This window comes from Streptomyces sp. NPDC051976, from assembly GCF_040680795.1.
Classification (GTDB): Bacteria; Actinomycetota; Actinomycetes; order Streptomycetales; family Streptomycetaceae; genus Actinacidiphila.
This window is the reverse complement of sequence record NZ_JBFAXL010000001.1, coordinates 182,365-199,846: the sequence shown is the minus strand read 5'-3', so window position 1 is coordinate 199,846 and position 17,482 is coordinate 182,365. Positions and strand designations below refer to the sequence as shown.

Here is a 17,482-nt window from a genome sequence, read left to right as displayed (position 1 = left end):
AAACGAGGATCGGGAAATGGCCGGTAGGCCCGCGTCAGTGGCCTGGCAGGCGCCCCCCGCGGGCACCGGGGTCGTGGCGCTCGTCGAGTCACCCGTGCAACTCCTCAACGTCCTGGAATGGGCGCACGTCCATCCGCCCGCGGCGCCCGCCGGGCCGCCCGTGACGGACGAGGACCGGGCCGCCGGGGACACCGTCCCCGCGGCCCGGCCGCTCACCGTCGTGGTGCTCTCGCCGGTGGACCCCACCAGCCGGGGCCAGTTGCGGCGGATGGCCGAACTCGCCCGCGACGAGGGCGCGGCCGTCCGCTGGTTCGAGGCCCGGGGCCGCCGCGGCGGTCTGCTGCGTACGGCGCTGACCCTCGCGCCGATGCTGATGCGGGTACGCCACCTCGTCATCGGCGACCCGTTCTCCCGGCTGGTGCAGGTGCTGCTGCCGCTGTGCCGGGCGCGGGAGTTGACGGTGGTCGACGACGGCACGGCCACCATGGAGTTCACCGAGATCCTCTCCGAGGGCGGGCGGCTGGTGCGCTGGCACCGCCGGGGCCGCCGCCGCTCCCCGCTGGACGCCGCCTTCGGCGTCTTCTCGTCCGCCGCCCGCCGCCGCCTCACGCCCGGCGGGCGCCGCAAGGTCGAGCTGTTCAGCGCGATGCCGGCCACGCCGCCGCCGGGGATGGCGCTTCGTACCAACCGGTTCGCCTGGACCCGCAGCCGCTTCGGGCCGCCGCGCACCCTCCCGGGCACCGATCTGATCGGCACCTCCCTGGTCGAGACGGGCGTGGTCGACCCCGAGCGCTATCTCGCCGTCGTCGCCTCGCTCGCCAAACGGCACGGCGCCCGACGGTACTTCGCGCACCGCCGCGAGGCCCCCGACAAGCTGCACCGGCTCGCCGCCGAGACCGGCCTGGAGATCGTCCGGCCCGACCTGCCGCTCGAACTGGTCGCCCGCCGCGGCCCGATCGGCCAGTCCGTCCTCTCCTTCCCCTCCACGGTCGTCCACACCCTCCCCCTCGCCCTCGCGGGCACCGGCGTCCGCATCGTCGTCTGCGACATCGACCAGGAATGGCTCACCGCCGCCGCCTCCCCCCGCGCCCACACCTTCCTCTCCGGCATCACCCACACCGCCCGCGACCTCCACGGCCTCAACGCCACCGAATCCCCCAGCCCGGCCTAGCACCAGCGCCCCAAAGGGGCGCGAGGAACTGCGCGATCAGCCCACGCGGGCGCGCGGCCCGGAGCGAACCGCAAACCACCCCTCCGGAACCGCCCCTCCCCGCCGCCGCGTTCGCTCCGCGTCCAGCCCCCCGTAACCAATTGATCATCTCCGTAGGGTTCAGTGCGGGAATGACGGAGGGTTTACGGGGACCAGCCCGCGTGGCGGTCCTCTCGGGCAGCGGCCTCGACGGCGACTCGCGCGCCCTGAGAGTCGCGGACGCCGCCCGCGCGGCGGGCTACCGGGTCACACTGATCGGCCTCGCACCGGCGACCGTGGCGCCACCCGGCGTGGACGTACGCCAGGTGACGGTCCGCGGCGTGCTCGGCGGCCACCGGGTGCGGCGGCCCCGCCCCGGCCTGCGCTGGCCGCTCGCCTACCGCAGCGCCGCCGCGTACGAACAGCGCACCACCCTCGCGGCCGCCGGCCGCGCCCTCCTCGCCACCAGAGGTGCCGAACTCGCCCTGGTGCACCGCCCGTTGCCGCTGCGCGCCATCGCCCGCTGCGGCTACGCCCTCGCCTGGCTGCGGCACGGCGTCCGGGTCGGCTGGACCCGGGTGCGGGCCGCCCAGTACCTGGCCGCCGTCCGCCGCCGGAAAAGCCCCGACGCCCGCCTGGACAACCTCGTCACCGAGCTGGCCCGGCTGCTGCTCGGCCGCCGCGCTTGGCGCCGCCTCGACCCCGGCCTGCTCGACGAGGAGGTCGCCTTCGGGCCGGTGCTGGACGCCGTACGCCCGCACCTCATCCACGCGCTCGGCCACCGCGCACTGGGCGTGGCGATCCGCGCCGCACTGCGCGCCGAGGGCTCGGGGCACCGGATCGAGGTCGTCTGGGACGTGCCGCCGCGCACCGCGGCGCCGTCCCGCCGCGCCACCGTCGCCGGGGACGCCCACGAGCGGGTCTTCGCACCGGAGGCGGACGGCGTCGTCACCGTCGGCGAGGGCCTCGCCAGGGAACTGCGCGCCCGCCACCGGCTGTCCGCCACCCCGGCGGTGGTCCGCAACGCCCCGCCGCTGGTCAGCAACCCGCCCCCGCACCCCAACGGCATCCGCGCCCGCTGCCGCCTGGCCCCCGACGTCCCGCTGCTCGTCCACACCGGCCCGGTCACCCCCGAGCGCGGCCCGGCCACCGTCGTCGAGGCGCTGCCCAAGCTCTACGACCTGCACGCCGCCTTCGTCGTCCCCGACCCCGGCCACCCGCACCTGCGCGAACTACGCGACCGCGCCGCCCAACTCGGCGTCCACGCCCGCCTCCACGTCGTCCCCTACGTCCCCGTCGACGAGATCCCGGCCTTCCTGGCCTCCGCCGACATCGGCGTCCTCCCCGTCCACCAACTCCCGTACCACCAGACGGTGCTGTCCACCCGCTACTTCGAGTACGCCCACGCCCGGCTCCCCGTCGTCGTCAGCGACGTCCGCGCCATGGCCGCCGCCACCCTCGAACTCGGCAACGGCGAAGTCTTCCGCGCCCGCGACACCGCCGACTTCGTCCGCGCCGTCGGAGCCGTCCTCACCAACCCCCACCGCTACCGCAAGGCCTACGACCGCACCGACATCCTCCGCCAATGGTCCTGGCAAACCGAGTCCGCCCCCCTCCTCGACCTCTACACCCGCCTCCTCGGCCCCCGCCCCTAGGGCGTGAGCTTGTCGAGATCGAGGTCGACCGGGAACGGAGCGGGCAGCCGCAAGGAGCGCCGGAAGATCCCGGCGGGCGCGTACGCCCCGGTAGGGCGGTCCAGCTCGTAGGCGTGCACGACGGGCGAGCCGTCCTCCTCCTCGACGCACCAGTAGTGCGCGATACCCGCCTCGGCGTACTTCCTCAGCTTGACCGTGCGGTCGCGGTGCGCGGACTCGGGGGAGACGACCTCGACGACGAGGAGGACGTCCTCCGGTGCATACCAGGTCCGGTCCGCCACGTAGGGAACGGTGGTGACCAGAAGATCGGGCTCGGGTCGGTTGCGGGCGTCCAGGCGGATGGTCATTTCCCGGTCGACCTCGTAGGCGTCCGGGGCCTGGTCCATGAGCGCGACCGTGAGAGCGGTGACGAGGCGTCCATGCCATGACCGCTGCGGGGACATCATGAATACGAGCGCTCCATCGATCAGCTCGGTGTGACGGGGCGCCTCGGGCAGGCGATCCAGGTCGTCGGCATACCAGCCCTCCAGACGGGGAGGGCGCATCCAATCCGGCAGTTCCGTCATGGCTGAAGTCTAGCGATTTCGCGGCCTCGCCCACCCCGCCAGGAGGATCGTTGCCTCGCGCCCCGTCGCTCGTTGAGCGACGATGAGGGGTGACAGGCCCGCGACCCCAAAAGGGTGGGCTTACCCTTGAGGATGATCCGGTATGCGCCGATCGGGCGACTTCTTCTCCTCCGGTAGCAACAAATTTTTCCCGATCACCCAAGAGGAACCGTTCATGGGCCCTACGCTGACTGAGGTGAACGACTCACCCGCGGTGCCGTCCGGCGCGCTTTCCGAGGCGGTACTGACTCCGGCGCTGCGCGCGGAACTCGTCGAGTTCCGGCGCGATCTGCACCGCCACCCCGAACTGGGGCGGCAGGAGTTCCGGACCACGGAGAAGATCAAGGCGCGGCTGGAAGCCGCCGGGCTGGAGCCGCGTGTGCTGCCCGCGGGCACCGGGGTTGTGTGCGACATCGGGGCGGCGGACCCGCTGCGGCCGCGGCTGGCGCTGCGGGCGGACATCGACGCGCTGCCGGTGCCGGACACGAAGACGGTGGAGTACCGGTCGACGGTGGACGGCCGGGCGCACGCCTGCGGGCACGACGTGCACATGGCGGTCACGCTGGGTGCGGGGCTGGTACTGGCCGGGCTGGCCAGGAAGGGCGCACTGCCGCGCCCGGTGCGGCTGGTGTTCCAGGCCGCGGAGGAGCTGATGCCCGGCGGCGCGCTGGACGCGATCAAGGCGGGCGTCCTGGACGGCGTCGACCGGATCCTCGCGGTGCACTGCGACCCGAAGGTCGAGGTCGGCAGGATCGGTCTACGGCAGGGGGCGATCACGTCGGCCGCCGACCGGCTCACTCTCGCCTTGGAGGGACCGGGCGGGCACAGCGCCCGCCCGCATCTGACCACCGACCTGGTGATGGCGACCGCGAAGCTCGCCACCGAGCTGCCGGCCGTACTGACCCGGCGGGTCGACCCCCGGTCCGGGCTGAGCATCGTGTGGGGCCGGATCTCGGCCGGGCACGCGGCCAACGTGATCCCGCAGCGCGCCGAGCTGGAGGGCACCGTCCGCTGCCTGGACCTGACCGCCTGGCACGAGGCGCCCGACCTGGTGCACGAGGTCATCGACCAGGTGGCCGCGATGTACCGGGCCAAGTGCGAGATCACGTACCAGCGCGGTGTGCCGCCGGTGGTCAACGAGGGCCTGTCGGTGGAACTGCTGCGGGACGCCATGACGGCGCGCTACGGTGCGCACGCCGTGGAGGACACCGAGCAGAGCCTGGGCGGCGAGGACTTCTCCTGGTACCTGGAGCATGTGCCGGGCGCCCTCGCCCGATTGGGTGTGCGACCGGTCGGCGACACGACGAAGCGCGATCTGCATCAGGGTGATTTCGACGTCGACGAGGGGGCGATCGAGGTCGGCGTGGACCTTTTCACGGCGGCTGCGCTGCTGTCCTGACACCCGGTGAACCCCTGGCTACGAGTCGGCTACCTGGCTGAAATGCGTCGATCCGATAACGGGCCGTCATTCGGTCTTTACCTGACATCTACGCGCGTTAAGCTCCCGCTTAGCCAGCGCCGGACGGGGCGCTTCAGACTGAAGGGGACCCTCTTGCGCCGGGTAACCAAGATCATCGCCGCGGGCGTGGCGTCCGCGGCTCTGGGACTGACCGCGACCGCGTGCGGCAGCAGCTCGTCGAGCAGCAGCTCCAACAAGGGCGTCGGTATGGCTTACGACGTCGGCGGTCGTGGCGACCACTCCTTCAACGACTCCGCCGCGCGCGGCCTGGACAAGGCCGACAAGGAGTTCAACCTCGGCTCCAAGGAGCAGACGGCCAGCAACGGCGAGACCGAGTCGGACCGCGAGCAGCGCCTCGACCTCCTCGCGGGCGGCGGCTACAACCCCGTCATCGCGGTCGGGTTCACGTACGGCGACGCGGTCAAGAAGATCGCCGCCAAGTACCCCAAGACCACCTTCGGCATCGTCGACTCCGTGGTCGACGCCCCGAACGTCGACAGCATGGTCTTCGCGACCGAACAGAGCTCGTACCTCGCGGGTGTCGCGGCGGCGCTGAAGTCCAAGAGCGGCAAGGTCGGCTTCATCGGCGGTGTGCACAACACCCTGATCGGCACCTTCCAGGCCGGCTTCGACCAGGGCGTCAAGGACACCAAGTCCTCCGTCAAGGTCACCGACCAGTACCTGTACGAGACGGACACCAAGGGCTTCAACGACCCGACGTCGGCGCACGGCAAGGCGCAGGGCATGCTCGACAGCGGCATCGACGTCATCTACACCGCGGCCGGCCTGTCCGGCGACGGCTCGATCCAGGCGGTGGCGGGCAAGCCCGGCGCCTGGGCGATCGGTGTCGACTCCGACCAGTACAACGACCCGGCCCTGGCCAAGTACAAGAACAGCATCCTCACCTCGGCGATCAAGAACGTCGACGTGGCGGTCTTCGACCTGATCAAGTCGGTCAAGGACGGCAAGCCGAAGACCGGCACCAACACGTACAACCTCGCCAACAACGGTGTGGGTCTGGCGACGTCGGGCGGCTTCATCAACGACATCCTGCCGCAGATCAACGCTGCCAAGCAGAAGATCATCTCGGGTCAGATCAAGGTGAGCTCCACGCCGTGACCTTCGGCGACTGAACCGGCCCGACCATGAGGCTCGGCGGGGGATGCTCAGGCTCCCCCGCCGGGCCTCGCTCACTGTGCGGATCTTGTGATCCACGCTGTGGAATGAGCAGCACTACGCGCGTAGAGTTCCGTTCCCGCGATACGTTCACCACCACCGCCCCGAGCCTTTCCCCCGAGGAGAGTGCGCCATCAACGCGTCCACGAGTAAACCCGCCGCCGCGTCCTCCGCAACGCCCGCGGTCGAACTGCGGGGAATCACCAAGCGGTTCCCCGGCGTCGTCGCCAACCACGACATCGACATCACCGTACGCAGCGGCACCGTGCACGCCCTCGTGGGCGAGAACGGCGCCGGCAAGTCCACGCTGATGAAGATCCTCTACGGCATGCAGAAGCCGGACGAGGGCACCATCGCCATCGACGGTGAACTGGTCACCTTCGGCGACCCCGGCGACGCCATCGCGCGCGGAATCGGCATGGTGCACCAGCACTTCATGCTCGCCGACAACCTCACCGTGCTCGAGAACACCGTCCTCGGCAGCGAGAAGCTGTACGGGATCGGCGCCAAGGCCCGCGCGAAGATCAAGGAGATCTCCGACGCGTACGGCCTCGGCATCCGCCCCGACCTGCTCATCGAGGACCTCGGCGTCGCCGACCGGCAGCGGGTGGAGATCCTCAAGGTCCTCTACCGCGGCGCCCGTACGCTGATCCTCGACGAGCCGACCGCGGTCCTGGTCCCCCAGGAGGTCGACGCGCTCTTCGAGAACCTGCGGGGGCTGAAGGCCGAGGGCCTGACCGTCATCTTCATCTCCCACAAGCTCGGCGAAGTGCTGTCGGTGGCCGACGAGATCACCGTCATCCGCCGCGGCACCACGGTGGGCAACGCGGACCCCAAGAACACCACCACCAAGCAGCTCGCCGAACTGATGGTCGGCAGCGAGCTGCCGTCGCCCGAGACCCGCGAGTCCACCGTCACCACCGAGCCGATGCTCACCGTGGAGGGCCTGCGGCTGGCCGAGGTCGACCTCGACGGCGTCGAGCGCATCGTGCTCGACGACATCGGCTTCACCATCCACAAGGGCGAGGTCCTCGGCATCGCGGGCGTCGAGGGCAACGGCCAGGCCGAACTCGTCGAAGCCATCATGGGCATGCAGGCGCTCGACGCGGGCACCCTGGTGCTGGACGGCGACGACATCGCCCAGGCGCCGACCCGCAAGCGCCGCGAGGACGGCATCGGCTACATCCCCGAGGACCGGCACCGGCACGGCCTGCTGCTGGAAGCGCCGCTGTGGGAGAACCGCATCCTCGGCCATGTCACCGAGCGGCCCAACAGCCGCGGCTTCCTCATCGACTCCGGCGCCGCCCGCCGCGACACCGAGCGGATCGTCAAGGAGTTCGACGTCCGCACCCCCGGAATCGAGGTCACCGCGGCCTCGCTGTCCGGCGGCAACCAGCAGAAGCTGATCGTCGGACGCGAGATGAGCCATCTGCCCAAGCTGCTGATCGCCTCGCACCCCACCCGCGGTGTGGACGTCGGCGCACAGGCGCAGATCTGGGACCAGATCCGCGCCGCCCGCCGCGAGGGCCTGGCCGTACTGCTGATCTCCGCAGACCTGGACGAGCTGATCGGCCTGTCCGACACCCTGCGTGTCATGTACCGCGGGCGGCTCGTCGCCGACGCCGACCCCGCCACCATCACCCCGGAAGAGCTGGGCTCCGCCATGACCGGCGCTGCCTCCGGCCACCTGGAGCACGGGGGAGAGGACGAATGAAGAAGTTCGACAAGGACCGGCTGATCCTGGCGATCGCCGCACCCGTACTGGCCGTGGTCGGCGCGCTGGTGGTCACCGCCCTGGTGCTGCTGGCCACCGGCAAGGAGCCGTTCCACGCGTTCAACGTGATGGTGACGTACGGCAGCCACTCCGACAGCCAGGTCTACATCCTCAACAAGGCCACCACCTACTACCTCGCGGGTCTCGCGGTGGCGGTCGGCTTCCGGATGAACCTGTTCAACATCGGTGTGGACGGCCAGTACCGGCTCGCGGCCTTCTTCGCCGCCGCCGTCGGCGGCGCGATGTCCATCCCCGGCATCATCCAGATCCCGATCATCATCCTCACCGCGATGGTCGTCGGCGCCCTGTGGGCCGCGATCGCCGGTGTCCTGAAGGTCACCCGCGGCGTCAGCGAGGTGATCTCCACGATCATGCTGAACTCGCTCGCGGGCATCGTGATCGGCTACTTCCTGCAGGACGGCAGGCTCGGCGTCACCGACAAGAGCGCCAACATGGTCTCCACCAAGCCGCTGCCGTCCTCCAGCCACCTGTTCAACTTCACCACCTCCACCGACCCGATCGTCGGCTTCATCGTCTTCGCGGCGCTGGCCGGCGTCATCTACTGGTTCCTGCTCTCCCGCACCCGCTTCGGCTTCGACCTGCGCGCCGTCGGCCGCTCCGAGCCCGCCGCCGAGGCCAGCGGCGTCAGCGTCAAGAAGATGGTCATGAGCAGCATGCTCATCTCCGGCGCCATGGCGGGTCTGGTCGGCATGCCGACCCTGCTCAACCAGTCCTACGAGTACGGCACCGACTTCCCCGTCGGCATCGGCTTCACCGGCATCGCGGTCGCCCTGCTCGGCCGCAACAACCCGGTCGGCATCGCCGTGGGCGCCGTGCTCTGGGCCTTCCTGGAGCGCGCCTCCAACGGCCTGGAGTTCGAGGGCTACGACAAGGAGATCGTCGGCGTCATCCAGGGCGTCATCGTCCTGGCCGTCGTCATCGCCTACGAACTCGTCCGCCGCTACGGCCTCGTCCGGCAGCAGCGCCAGGTCGGCGAGGAACTCGCCGCCGCCGCGGGTCCTCCCGGCGGCGGTAACAACGGCTCCGACGGCCCCGACGACAAGCAGGAGGTGAAGGCGTGACCGCCACCGCAACCCAGACCCCGCCCCCGGCCGCGCCCCGCGTGAGCGGTGGCAAGAGCGGACGCTTCCGGCTGACCTTCCCGGTCATCCTGCTGATCGTCTCCGCCGGGCTGATCATCGTCTCCGCCGTGCGCGCCATCACCAGCGCGAACGACATCACCTCCTCGGGACAGATCGCCGGCGCCCTGGCCGGCGCCGTACCCATCGGCCTGGCCGGCCTCGGCGGCCTGTGGGCCGAGCGCTCCGGCGTGGTCAACATCGGCCTCGAGGGCATGATGATCCTCGGCACCTTCTTCGGTGCCTGGGCCGGCTGGCAGACCAACCCGTGGCTCGGTGTGCTCGCCGGTGTCCTCGGCGGCGCGGCCGGCGGCCTGCTGCACGCGATCGTCACCGTCACCTTCGGCGTCGACCACATCATCTCCGGTGTCGCGATCAACATCCTCGCCGCCGGTGTCACGGCCTATCTCGCCAAGCGCTGGTTCAACGTCGGCAAGGCCGCGCAGCTCGGCGGCAGCCCCAAGCAGTCACCGCCGATGGGCGACATCAAGTCCTTCACCGTGCCGGGCCTGTCGAACTGGCTGATCTCGGTCGAGAAGCACCACTGGTTCCTGGTCTCCGACATCGCGGGCATCATCGCCGGCCTCGTCACCGACATCTCGGCGCTCACGCTGCTCGCCATCGTGCTGTTCATCGCCACGTTCTTCGTGCTGTGGCGTACGTCCTTCGGTCTGCGGCTGCGCTCCTGCGGCGAGAACCCGATCGCCGCCGAGTCGCTGGGCGTCAACGTCTACCTGTACAAGTACATCGCCGTCACCGTCTCCGGCGCCCTCGCCGGCCTCGGCGGTGTCTTCCTCGCCATCGGTACGCACTTCTACCTGGCCGGACAGACCGGCGGCCGCGGCTACATCGGTCTCGCCGCCATGATCTTCGGCAACTGGCGGCCCGGCGGACTCGCCATGGGCGCGGGCCTGTTCGGTTACGCCGACAGCCTCCAGCTCCGCAACGGCAGCGACTCGGTGCACGCGCTCCTTCTGCTGCTCGCGCTGCTGCTGCTGGGCATGGCCGTGTGGAAGTTCCTCCGCAAGGCGTACGTGGCCGCCGCCATCGCGATGACCTTCGCCGTACTGCTCGCGCTCTGGTACCTGCTCACCGACACCGTGCCCGACGAGGTCGTCCAGGCCACGCCGTACGTCGCCACGCTGCTGGTGATGGGCCTGTCCGCGCAGCGGCTGCGGATGCCCAAGGCCGACGGAATCCCGTACCGGAAGGGACAGGGCGGGTGACCTCGTCGAACGCTGACAGCATCGACTGGCAGGCGCTGCGCCGCGCCGCCCGGGACGCCATGGAGCGGGCCTACGCGCCCTACTCCGGCTTCCCGGTCGGCGCGGCGGCGCTCGCCGACGACGGCCGGGTCGTCGTCGGCTGCAACGTGGAGAACGCGGCCTACGGGGTCGCCCTGTGCGCCGAGTGCGGCCTCGTCTCGGCGCTGCACGCCTCGGGCGGCGGGCGGCTGGTCGCCTTCACCTGCTCCGACCTGCGCGGCAACATCCTGATGCCCTGCGGGCGCTGCCGCCAGCTCCTGTGGGAGGCGGGCGGCCCCGAACTGCTGGTGGACACCGTGCGCGGGATCCGGCCGATGAGTGAGGTCCTGCCGGATGCCTTCGGGCCGGAGGACCTGGGGCGTTGAGCGGCCGTGGCGGCGGTGCCCGCCGCCACGTATGAGGAAGATGTGGGGAAATGGACGTAATTTCAGTCATTCGCGCCAAGCGTGACCACGGCCGCCTGAGCGACGAGCAGATCGACTGGGTCATCGACGCGTACACGCGCGGCGCGGTCGCCGACGAACAGATGTCGGCGCTCGCCATGGCGATCCTGCTCAACGGCATGGACCGGGCGGAGATCGCCCGCTGGACCGCGGCGATGATCAACTCCGGTGAGCGGATGGACTTCTCGGCGCTGGCCAGGCCCACCGCCGACAAGCACTCCACCGGCGGCGTCGGCGACAAGATCACGCTGCCGCTGGCCCCCGTGGTCGCCGCCTGCGGCGCGGCCGTGCCGCAGCTGTCCGGGCGCGGCCTCGGCCACACCGGCGGCACCCTCGACAAGCTGGAGTCCATCCCCGGGTGGCGGGCCGCCTTGTCCAATGAGGAGATGCTGTCGGTTCTCGATGGCGTCGGCGCTGTCATCTGCGCCGCGGGCGACGGGCTGGCGCCGGCCGACAAGAAGCTGTACGCGCTGCGCGACGTGACCGGGACCGTCGAGGCGATCCCGCTCATCGCCTCCTCGATCATGTCCAAGAAGATCGCCGAGGGCACCGGGTCGCTCGTGCTCGACGTCAAGGTCGGGTCCGGCGCCTTCATGAAGTCGCTCGACGACGCGCGGGAGCTGGCCGCCACCATGGTCGGCCTCGGCACCGACCACGGCGTGCGGACCGTCGCGCTCCTCACCGACATGTCGGTGCCGCTCGGCCTGACGGCCGGCAACGCGCTCGAAGTGCGCGAGTCGGTCGAGGTGCTGGCCGGTGGCGGGCCTTCCGACGTCGTCGATCTGACGGTCGCGCTGGCGCGCGAGATGCTGGACGCCGCCGGGCTGCCGGACGCGGATCCGGCGAAGGCGCTGGCGGACGGGTCGGCGATGGATGTGTGGCGGCGGATGATTCGGGCGCAGGGCGGGGATCCTGGGGCGGAGCTGCCCGTGGCGCGGGAGCGGCATGTGGTGGTGGCGCCGGCTTCTGGCGTGCTCACTCGGCTGGACGCGTATGGGGTGGGTGTCGCGGCGTGGCGGCTCGGGGCCGGGCGGGCGCGCAAGGAGGACGTGGTGCAGGCGGGGGCCGGTGTGGAGTGGCATGCGCGGCCGGGGGACGAGGTGGTGGCGGGGGAGCCGTTGCTGACGCTGCACACGGATACGCCGGAGAAGTTCGCTTACGCGGAGCAGGCGTTGGAGGGGGCGTTCACCGTGTCGCCGGCGGGGACGGCTTTTGCGGCGCCGCCGATCGTCCTGGACCGCATCGCGTAGTTCGTGGTGGGTCGGGGGGCGGGGGCTCCGGGGGAGGGGTGGGGAATCGGATATTTACGGCGCTTCTGGCACCTCGTTTGCGGCAGCCTCTTCCGCGCCACAAATATCCGGCAGCATTCCCCACCCCTCCCCCTGCGCCCCCGCCCCCCTCGGGTCACTGATGGGTGGATGGGGGCGCGGTGGGTTGTGACGCGCGGACGCCGATGGTGGGAAGCGTCCACTGGGGGACCGGCACCTGCCCACCCACCCGCACGGGTGGTGCGGGTGGGAAACACCGCGCCGTAGGCGCGGGTTTGGGTGGCCCCGGTCCGGGGTTAGAGGGCGTGGATGGGGCGGTAGTGGGGGTGCCAGGTGGCGGTGGTGAGGGCCTGGGGGATGTCGGGGGCGGGGAGGGGGGAGAGGGCGACGCCGTCGTGGAGGGCGGCGAGGGCGACGGCGAGGGCGACCGCGTGGGAGGTGGCGGCGAGGTCGGAGACCGGGGGCAGGAGGGCGTCGGCGGGCGCCCGGGAGGCGACGGCTTCGGCGGCGGCGGTGATCATGCGGTCGGTGATGCGGGAGGCGCGGACGACGATGGCGCCGAGGCCGAGGCCGGGGAAGATGAGGGCGTTGTTGGCCTGGCCGATGGGGTGGGTGACCCCGGAGCGGGTGACCGGGGGGAAGGGGCTGCCGGTGGCGACGAGGGCGCGGCCGTCGGTCCAGTCGAGGAGGTCGGCGGGGACGGCCTCGGCGAGGGGTGTGGGGTTGGACATGGGAAGGATGATCGGCCGCGGCACGGCGGCGGCCATGGCGCGTACGAGGGACTCGGTGAAGGCCCCGGCCTGGCCCGAGGTGCCGATGAGGACGGTCGGCCGGGCGTGGGCGACGGTCTGGGCGAGGGTGGTGGCGGGCCACTCCGCGACCTCGGCGGCGGGGCGGGCGTAGGGCGACTGGAAGTCGCGGAGGTCGTCCATGGCGTCGGTGAGCAGCCCGTGGCGGTCGACGCACCAGAAGCGGCGGGTGGCCTCGTCGCGGGAGAGCCCGGCGGCGACCATCGCGTCACGGAGCTGGTCGGCGATGCCGATCCCGGCGGTGCCCGCGCCGAAGACGACCACGCGGTGGTCCCGTAGCGGGGTGCCGCTGACCCGGACCCCGGCCAGGACGGCGGCGAGATTGACCGCGCCGGTGCCCTGGATGTCGTCGTTGAAAGTGAGCACCTGGTCGCGGTAACGCCCCAGGATCCGGCGGGCGTTGGCGGGCCCGAAGTCCTCCCAGTGCAGCAGCGCGCCGGGGAAGAGGGTGGTGGCCGCGTCCACGTAGGCGTCGATGAAGGCGTCGTACGTCGGCTGGTCGACACGCGGGTGACGGGTGCCCAGATAGAGCGGGTCGTCGAGGAGTTCGCGGCGGTTGGTGCCCACGTCCAGCATGACGGGGAGGGTACGGGCCGGGTCCACGCCGGCGGCCGCGGTGTAGACCGCCAGCTTGCCGACGGCGATCTCCACGCCGCCCACACCCCAGTCCCCGATCCCGAGGATCGCCTCGGCGTCGGTCGCCACGATCAGGTCCACCTCGTCGCCGGTCAGCCCGGTGGCGCGCAGCGAGCGCGCGATGTCGCCGGGCGCGTCGACGTTGAGGTACACCCCGCGCGGGCGGCGGTACTCATGGCTGAAGCGCTGGATCGCCGTGCCGACCGTGGGCGTGTAGATGATCGGCAGCATCTCGGCGAGGTGGTCGCCGACGAGCCGGTAGAACAGCACCTCGTTGCGGTCGTGCAGGGCCCGCAGATAGACGTTCCTGGCCAGGTCGTTGGGCTGCAGCCCGTACTGCGCGTAGGCGCGGGCCGTCTGCTGCTCCAGGGTGAGCACCTGCGGCGGCACCAGGCCGATCAGGTCGAGCGCGTCGCGCTCGCGCGCGGTGAAGGCGGTGCCGCGGTTCAGCCGCGGGTCGGCCAGCACCGCCCGCCCCCGCGCTCTGGTCTCCCAGCATTCTTCGGCGGCGTTCCACCGGGTGGTCTCGGTGCTCACGTGAGTGCTCTTCTCGTGGGGGGCGGTGCTGAATACGGGGTAGCAGACGCGGGGCGGTCAGCGGTGGATCGCCGCACGGCGGGTGGCGTAGAGGGTGATGCCCGTGACCCCGGCGACCGCCGCGAGCCCGAGGCCGACCGTGCCGGGCCAGCCCGCGCCGTGGTAGGCGGTGGCGCCGAGGGTGCCGCCCAGGCTGTTGCCGACGTAGTACGCGGTCAGGTAGAGCGCGGACGCCTGGGCGCGGCCGGCGGTGGCGGTGCGGCTGACCTCGCCGGAGGCGACGGAGTGGCCGGTGAAGAAGCCCGCGGTGATCAGGACCAGCCCGAGGAGGATCGCGGTGAGGCCGCCCGCGAGGGTGAGCAGCAGACCGCCGCCGGTGAGCGTGACGGCGACGTAGAGAGCGCCGCGGCGGCCGGTGCGGGCCAGCAGCGTGCCGGAGAGCGCGGAGGCGAGCGTGCCGACCAGGTAGACCAGGAACACCGCGCCCACGGCCGTCTGGGAGAGGTGGTACGGGGCCGCGGTGAGCCGGTAGCCGAGGACCGTGTAGACCGCGCCGAAGACGGCCATGAACAGCAGGCCGATCGCGTACAGCCGCCGCAGCAGCGGGTTGCCGAGGTGGGCGGTGACCGTGCGCCACAGGGCCGCCGGATGGACGGGGCCCGGGGTGAAGTGCCGGGCGGGCGGCACCAGGAGGCGGAAGGCGACCGCGCAGGCCAGCGCCGACAGGCCGACGACGAGCAGGGCCGCACGCCAGCCGAACGCCTCGGACAGCACGCCGCCCGCGACCCGCGAACTCATGCCGCCGATGGAGTTGCCCGCCACGTACAGGCCGATCGCGGACGGCACCGCCGAGGGGTGGACCTCCTCGGCGAGGTACGCCATCGCGGTGGCGGGCAGCCCGGCCAGCGCCACGCCCTGGACGGCGCGCAGCACGACCAGGGTGGTGAGGTTCGGCGCGAAGGGGACGGCGAGGGCGAGCAGGGAGGCGGAGAAGACCGAGGCCGTCATCACCCGCGTGCGGCCGTACTTCTCGCTGAGCGCGCTGACCGGCAGCAGTGCCACGGCCAGTGCGGCGGTGGTCGCCGAGACGGTGAGGCTGGCCTGCGCCGGGCTGAGCGACAGGCCCGTGGACAGGGCCGGGAGCAGCGCCTGGGTGGAGTAGAGGAGGGCGAAGGTGGCCAGGCCCGCGGCGAAGAGCGCGAGGTTGGCGCGGCGGTAGCCGGAGCTGCCGGGGCGCAGGCGCTCGTCGGCGGCGGGAGCGGAAGCGGGGGCGGGGGCGGCGGCCGGGCGCGGCGGGGCGGCCACCGCCCTGGTATCGGCGGGAGACATGGCTCGACCGTAGGACGACGGTTCTGATGCGTCCAATGCATAGGATGGACGTGATTGATGCACAGGCGCATAAGAGGAGGTGGGGCGGTATGTCGGTGGGCGGTGAAGAGGCCGAATCCGTTGTGGCGGCCGAGCTGGACGCGGAGTCGTGGGCGGCCGTACTCGCCCCGCGGCTCGCGCAGTTCACCGCGGTGGCCCGCCACCAGCACGTGACCCGGGCCGCCCAGCAGCTCGGGATGCAGCAGTCCACGCTGAGCCGGGCGATGGCCCGGCTGGAGGCCGATCTCGGGGTGACGCTCTTCGCCCGGCACGGCCGCGCGGTCCGGCTCACCCGCGCCGGGGTCACCTTCCTCGCCTCCGCGGAGCGCGCGCTCGCCGAGGTCGAGCGGTCCGCGGAGTCCGTACGGCTGGAGGCCGATCCCGGCGGCGGCCGGGTCGCGTTCGGCTTCCTGCACACCCTCGGGCCCGAGACCGTACCTGCCCTGCTGCGCGCCTTCCGCGCCGACCACCCGCGGATCCGCTTCCAGCTCGTGCAGACGTACGGCGAGGCCATGCTGGAGCGGCTGCGCGCTGGTGAGCTCGATCTCTGCCTGACCTCACCGCCGCCGGACGAGACCGGCCTGGTGGTACGGAAGCTCGACGAGCAGCGGCTGCGGCTCGTCGTCCCGTCCGGTCACCGCCTCGCCGCCCGCAAACGGGTGCGGCTCGTGGAGGCCGCCGCCGAACTCTTCGTCACCCTCGAACCCGGGTACGGCCTGCGCCGGATCACCGACGCGCTGTGCGCCGAGGCCGGGTTCACCCCGCGGGTCGCCTTCGAGGGCGAGGAGGCCGAGACCCTCCGCGGCCTCGTCGCCGCCGGTCTCGGCGTCGCCCTCCTCCCACCCCCCGCCGTCCCCCGGCCCGGCGTCGTCGAGCTCGACCTCACCGGCCCCCGCGCCGTCCGCGAGATCGGTCTCGCCTGGCTCGAGGGCGCCCCCTCCCCACCCCCGGTCACCGCCTTCCGCACCTTCCTCCTAGCCCGCCGCGGCGCCCTCCTCCCCGCCTAAACGCTGCGCTTGCGGAGGGCCTGTTTTTTGAGGGGCGCGGTCGCGCTCCCGGCTGCACCGGAGTGCCCCGAAGGGGCGCGGGGAAGCGCGCTGCGCTTGCGGTGGGCCTGTTTTTCAGGGGCGCGGGGAACTGCGCGCTCAGCCCCCACCGGCCGGTGGTCGGGAAGCAACGCGTCTGCCCCATTGGGGCCGGTGGTGACCTGCAGGAGCGCGACGGCTGGTCGCGCAGTTCCCCGCGCCCCTACGGGGCGAGGTCTTCCGCAGGGGGTCCGGGCTTAGGCCCGGAGGGATTTGCCGAAGCCCGCGGCCAGCGGCATCTTCAGACCCAAGGGCGGCGGAGCCGCCAGCGCGTCGGCGACGGGCCGGGCGTAGGGCCGGTCGAGGAGGGAGCCGAGAACGAAATCGGCGGTGAGGGCGAAGACTTCGGGCCGGTGCTGATGGAGGCCGTGCCCGTCGGAGTGGACTTCGAACCGGCACACCTCCCGATTGACCTTCTTGGCCCGCTCGGCCAGCTCGTAGGAGACCTCGGGATCGGTGGTGTCGTCATCGGTGCCGTGTACCACCAGCACCCGGCGTCCTATGAGCTGCTTCACGGGCTCCTGTTCGGTGCCGCCGGGCAGCCAGGGGGCCAGCGCGACGACAGCGGTGACCGCGGGGTGGCCGGCGGCGTGCAGCGCGGCCCGCGCGCCCATGTCGAGGCCGACCAGGCACACCGGCACGTCGCCGTAGCGCCGTACCGCCTCGCCGACCGCCCACTCGGCGTCCTCCGCGGGGTGGGCGTGGCCGCCGTTCCAGCCGCGGAAGCGGTAGTGGACGACATGGGCGGCGACACCGTCGGCCGCGCCCTCGCGCACGAGGTGGCGGGCGAGCGGCCACATCATGGCGGCGGCGACGGGCGAGCGGCGCCGGGTGCTGAGCGCGTCACCTCCGGGCAGCGCGAGGACTACGGCGCGCACCGTCGCGGCCGTATCGTCGTACCGTTCGCGTTGGCGCGGCCCGGGTACCCGCCCGGACGTCACCGGGCGGCCCAGCCGCGCCCCACGCGCCGGTAAAGCTTGTGAAGCCATGGCGCAACGATGGCAGACAAGGGGGTGTGCAAAGTATGGCCGGGCGGAAAATAGTTACCGCTTGCGCGCGGTCTACGCGCGTAGG

General features: G+C 72.0%; 14 protein-coding genes. 10 read left to right on the top strand and 4 right to left on the bottom strand.

From position 1 onward, the window contains the following. Positions 1-16 precede the first annotated feature (16 nt). Positions 17-1,171 (top strand): hypothetical protein, encoded by a 1,155-nt coding sequence (locus AB0M29_RS00945; RefSeq protein WP_365377006.1) that lies wholly within the window; start codon positions 17-19, stop codon positions 1,169-1,171. A gap of 200 nt (positions 1,172-1,371) precedes the next feature. Beyond that, positions 1,372-2,844, top strand: coding sequence for a glycosyltransferase (locus AB0M29_RS00940; protein ID WP_365377004.1), 1,473 nt, complete (start codon positions 1,372-1,374; stop codon positions 2,842-2,844). Here AB0M29_RS00940 and AB0M29_RS00935 read toward each other — a convergent pair. Further along, positions 2,841-3,410, bottom strand: a complete 570-nt coding sequence (locus AB0M29_RS00935; RefSeq protein ID WP_365377002.1) for a Uma2 family endonuclease — start codon at positions 3,408-3,410, stop codon at positions 2,841-2,843. The two genes, AB0M29_RS00940 and AB0M29_RS00935, sit on opposite strands and share 4 nt — an antisense overlap. 214 nt (positions 3,411-3,624) lie before the next feature. Here AB0M29_RS00935 and AB0M29_RS00930 point away from each other — a divergent pair, with 214 nt between their 5' ends. From AB0M29_RS00930 to AB0M29_RS00900, 7 genes are all read left to right on the top strand, one after another. Next, complete coding sequence (locus tag AB0M29_RS00930) at positions 3,625-4,848, top strand: amidohydrolase (RefSeq protein ID WP_365377000.1); 1,224 nt, start codon at positions 3,625-3,627, stop codon at positions 4,846-4,848. 153 nt (positions 4,849-5,001) lie between these two features. Next, positions 5,002-6,027, top strand: coding sequence for a BMP family ABC transporter substrate-binding protein (locus AB0M29_RS00925; protein ID WP_365376997.1), 1,026 nt, complete (start codon positions 5,002-5,004; stop codon positions 6,025-6,027). Positions 6,028-6,217: 190 nt separating this feature from the next. Further along, positions 6,218-7,798, top strand: a complete 1,581-nt coding sequence (locus AB0M29_RS00920; RefSeq protein ID WP_365377644.1) for an ABC transporter ATP-binding protein — start codon at positions 6,218-6,220, stop codon at positions 7,796-7,798. After that, positions 7,795-8,940 carry an ABC transporter permease gene (locus tag AB0M29_RS00915; RefSeq protein WP_365376995.1) on the top strand — a complete coding sequence of 382 codons (1,146 nt, stop codon included), beginning with the start codon at positions 7,795-7,797 and terminating at the stop codon, positions 8,938-8,940. Before AB0M29_RS00920 ends, AB0M29_RS00915 begins: the two co-directional genes overlap by 4 nt. Continuing rightward, positions 8,937-10,223 (top strand): ABC transporter permease, encoded by a 1,287-nt coding sequence (locus AB0M29_RS00910; RefSeq protein WP_365376992.1) that lies wholly within the window; start codon positions 8,937-8,939, stop codon positions 10,221-10,223. The genes AB0M29_RS00915 and AB0M29_RS00910 overlap by 4 nt, the downstream gene beginning before the upstream one ends. Beyond that, positions 10,220-10,627: a cytidine deaminase gene (locus AB0M29_RS00905; protein WP_365376989.1), complete on the top strand. Its 408-nt coding sequence runs from the start codon at positions 10,220-10,222 to the stop codon at positions 10,625-10,627. The genes AB0M29_RS00910 and AB0M29_RS00905 overlap by 4 nt, the downstream gene beginning before the upstream one ends. 50 nt (positions 10,628-10,677) lie before the next feature. After that, complete coding sequence (locus tag AB0M29_RS00900; protein ID WP_365376986.1) at positions 10,678-11,955, top strand: thymidine phosphorylase; 1,278 nt, start codon at positions 10,678-10,680, stop codon at positions 11,953-11,955. Positions 11,956-12,269: 314 nt separating this feature from the next. On the opposite strand, the gene AB0M29_RS00895 is transcribed toward AB0M29_RS00900, so the two are convergent. Further along, positions 12,270-13,955 (bottom strand): NAD-dependent malic enzyme, encoded by a 1,686-nt coding sequence (locus AB0M29_RS00895; RefSeq protein WP_365376983.1) that lies wholly within the window; start codon positions 13,953-13,955, stop codon positions 12,270-12,272. Positions 13,956-14,012: 57 nt separating this feature from the next. Further along, positions 14,013-15,284 carry an MFS transporter gene (locus AB0M29_RS00890; RefSeq protein ID WP_365376980.1) on the bottom strand — a complete coding sequence of 424 codons (1,272 nt, stop codon included), beginning with the start codon at positions 15,282-15,284 and terminating at the stop codon, positions 14,013-14,015. A gap of 89 nt (positions 15,285-15,373) precedes the next feature. Between AB0M29_RS00890 and AB0M29_RS00885 the strand changes: the two genes are divergently transcribed. After that, on the top strand, positions 15,374-16,330 hold the full coding sequence (locus AB0M29_RS00885; protein WP_365376978.1) for a LysR substrate-binding domain-containing protein: 957 nt from the start codon (positions 15,374-15,376) through the stop codon (positions 16,328-16,330). Between the two features lie 275 nt (positions 16,331-16,605). Here AB0M29_RS00885 and AB0M29_RS00880 read toward each other — a convergent pair whose 3' ends face one another. After that, positions 16,606-17,397, bottom strand: a complete 792-nt coding sequence (locus AB0M29_RS00880) for an alpha/beta hydrolase (protein WP_365376976.1) — start codon at positions 17,395-17,397, stop codon at positions 16,606-16,608. Between the last annotated feature and the right edge of the window lie 85 nt (positions 17,398-17,482).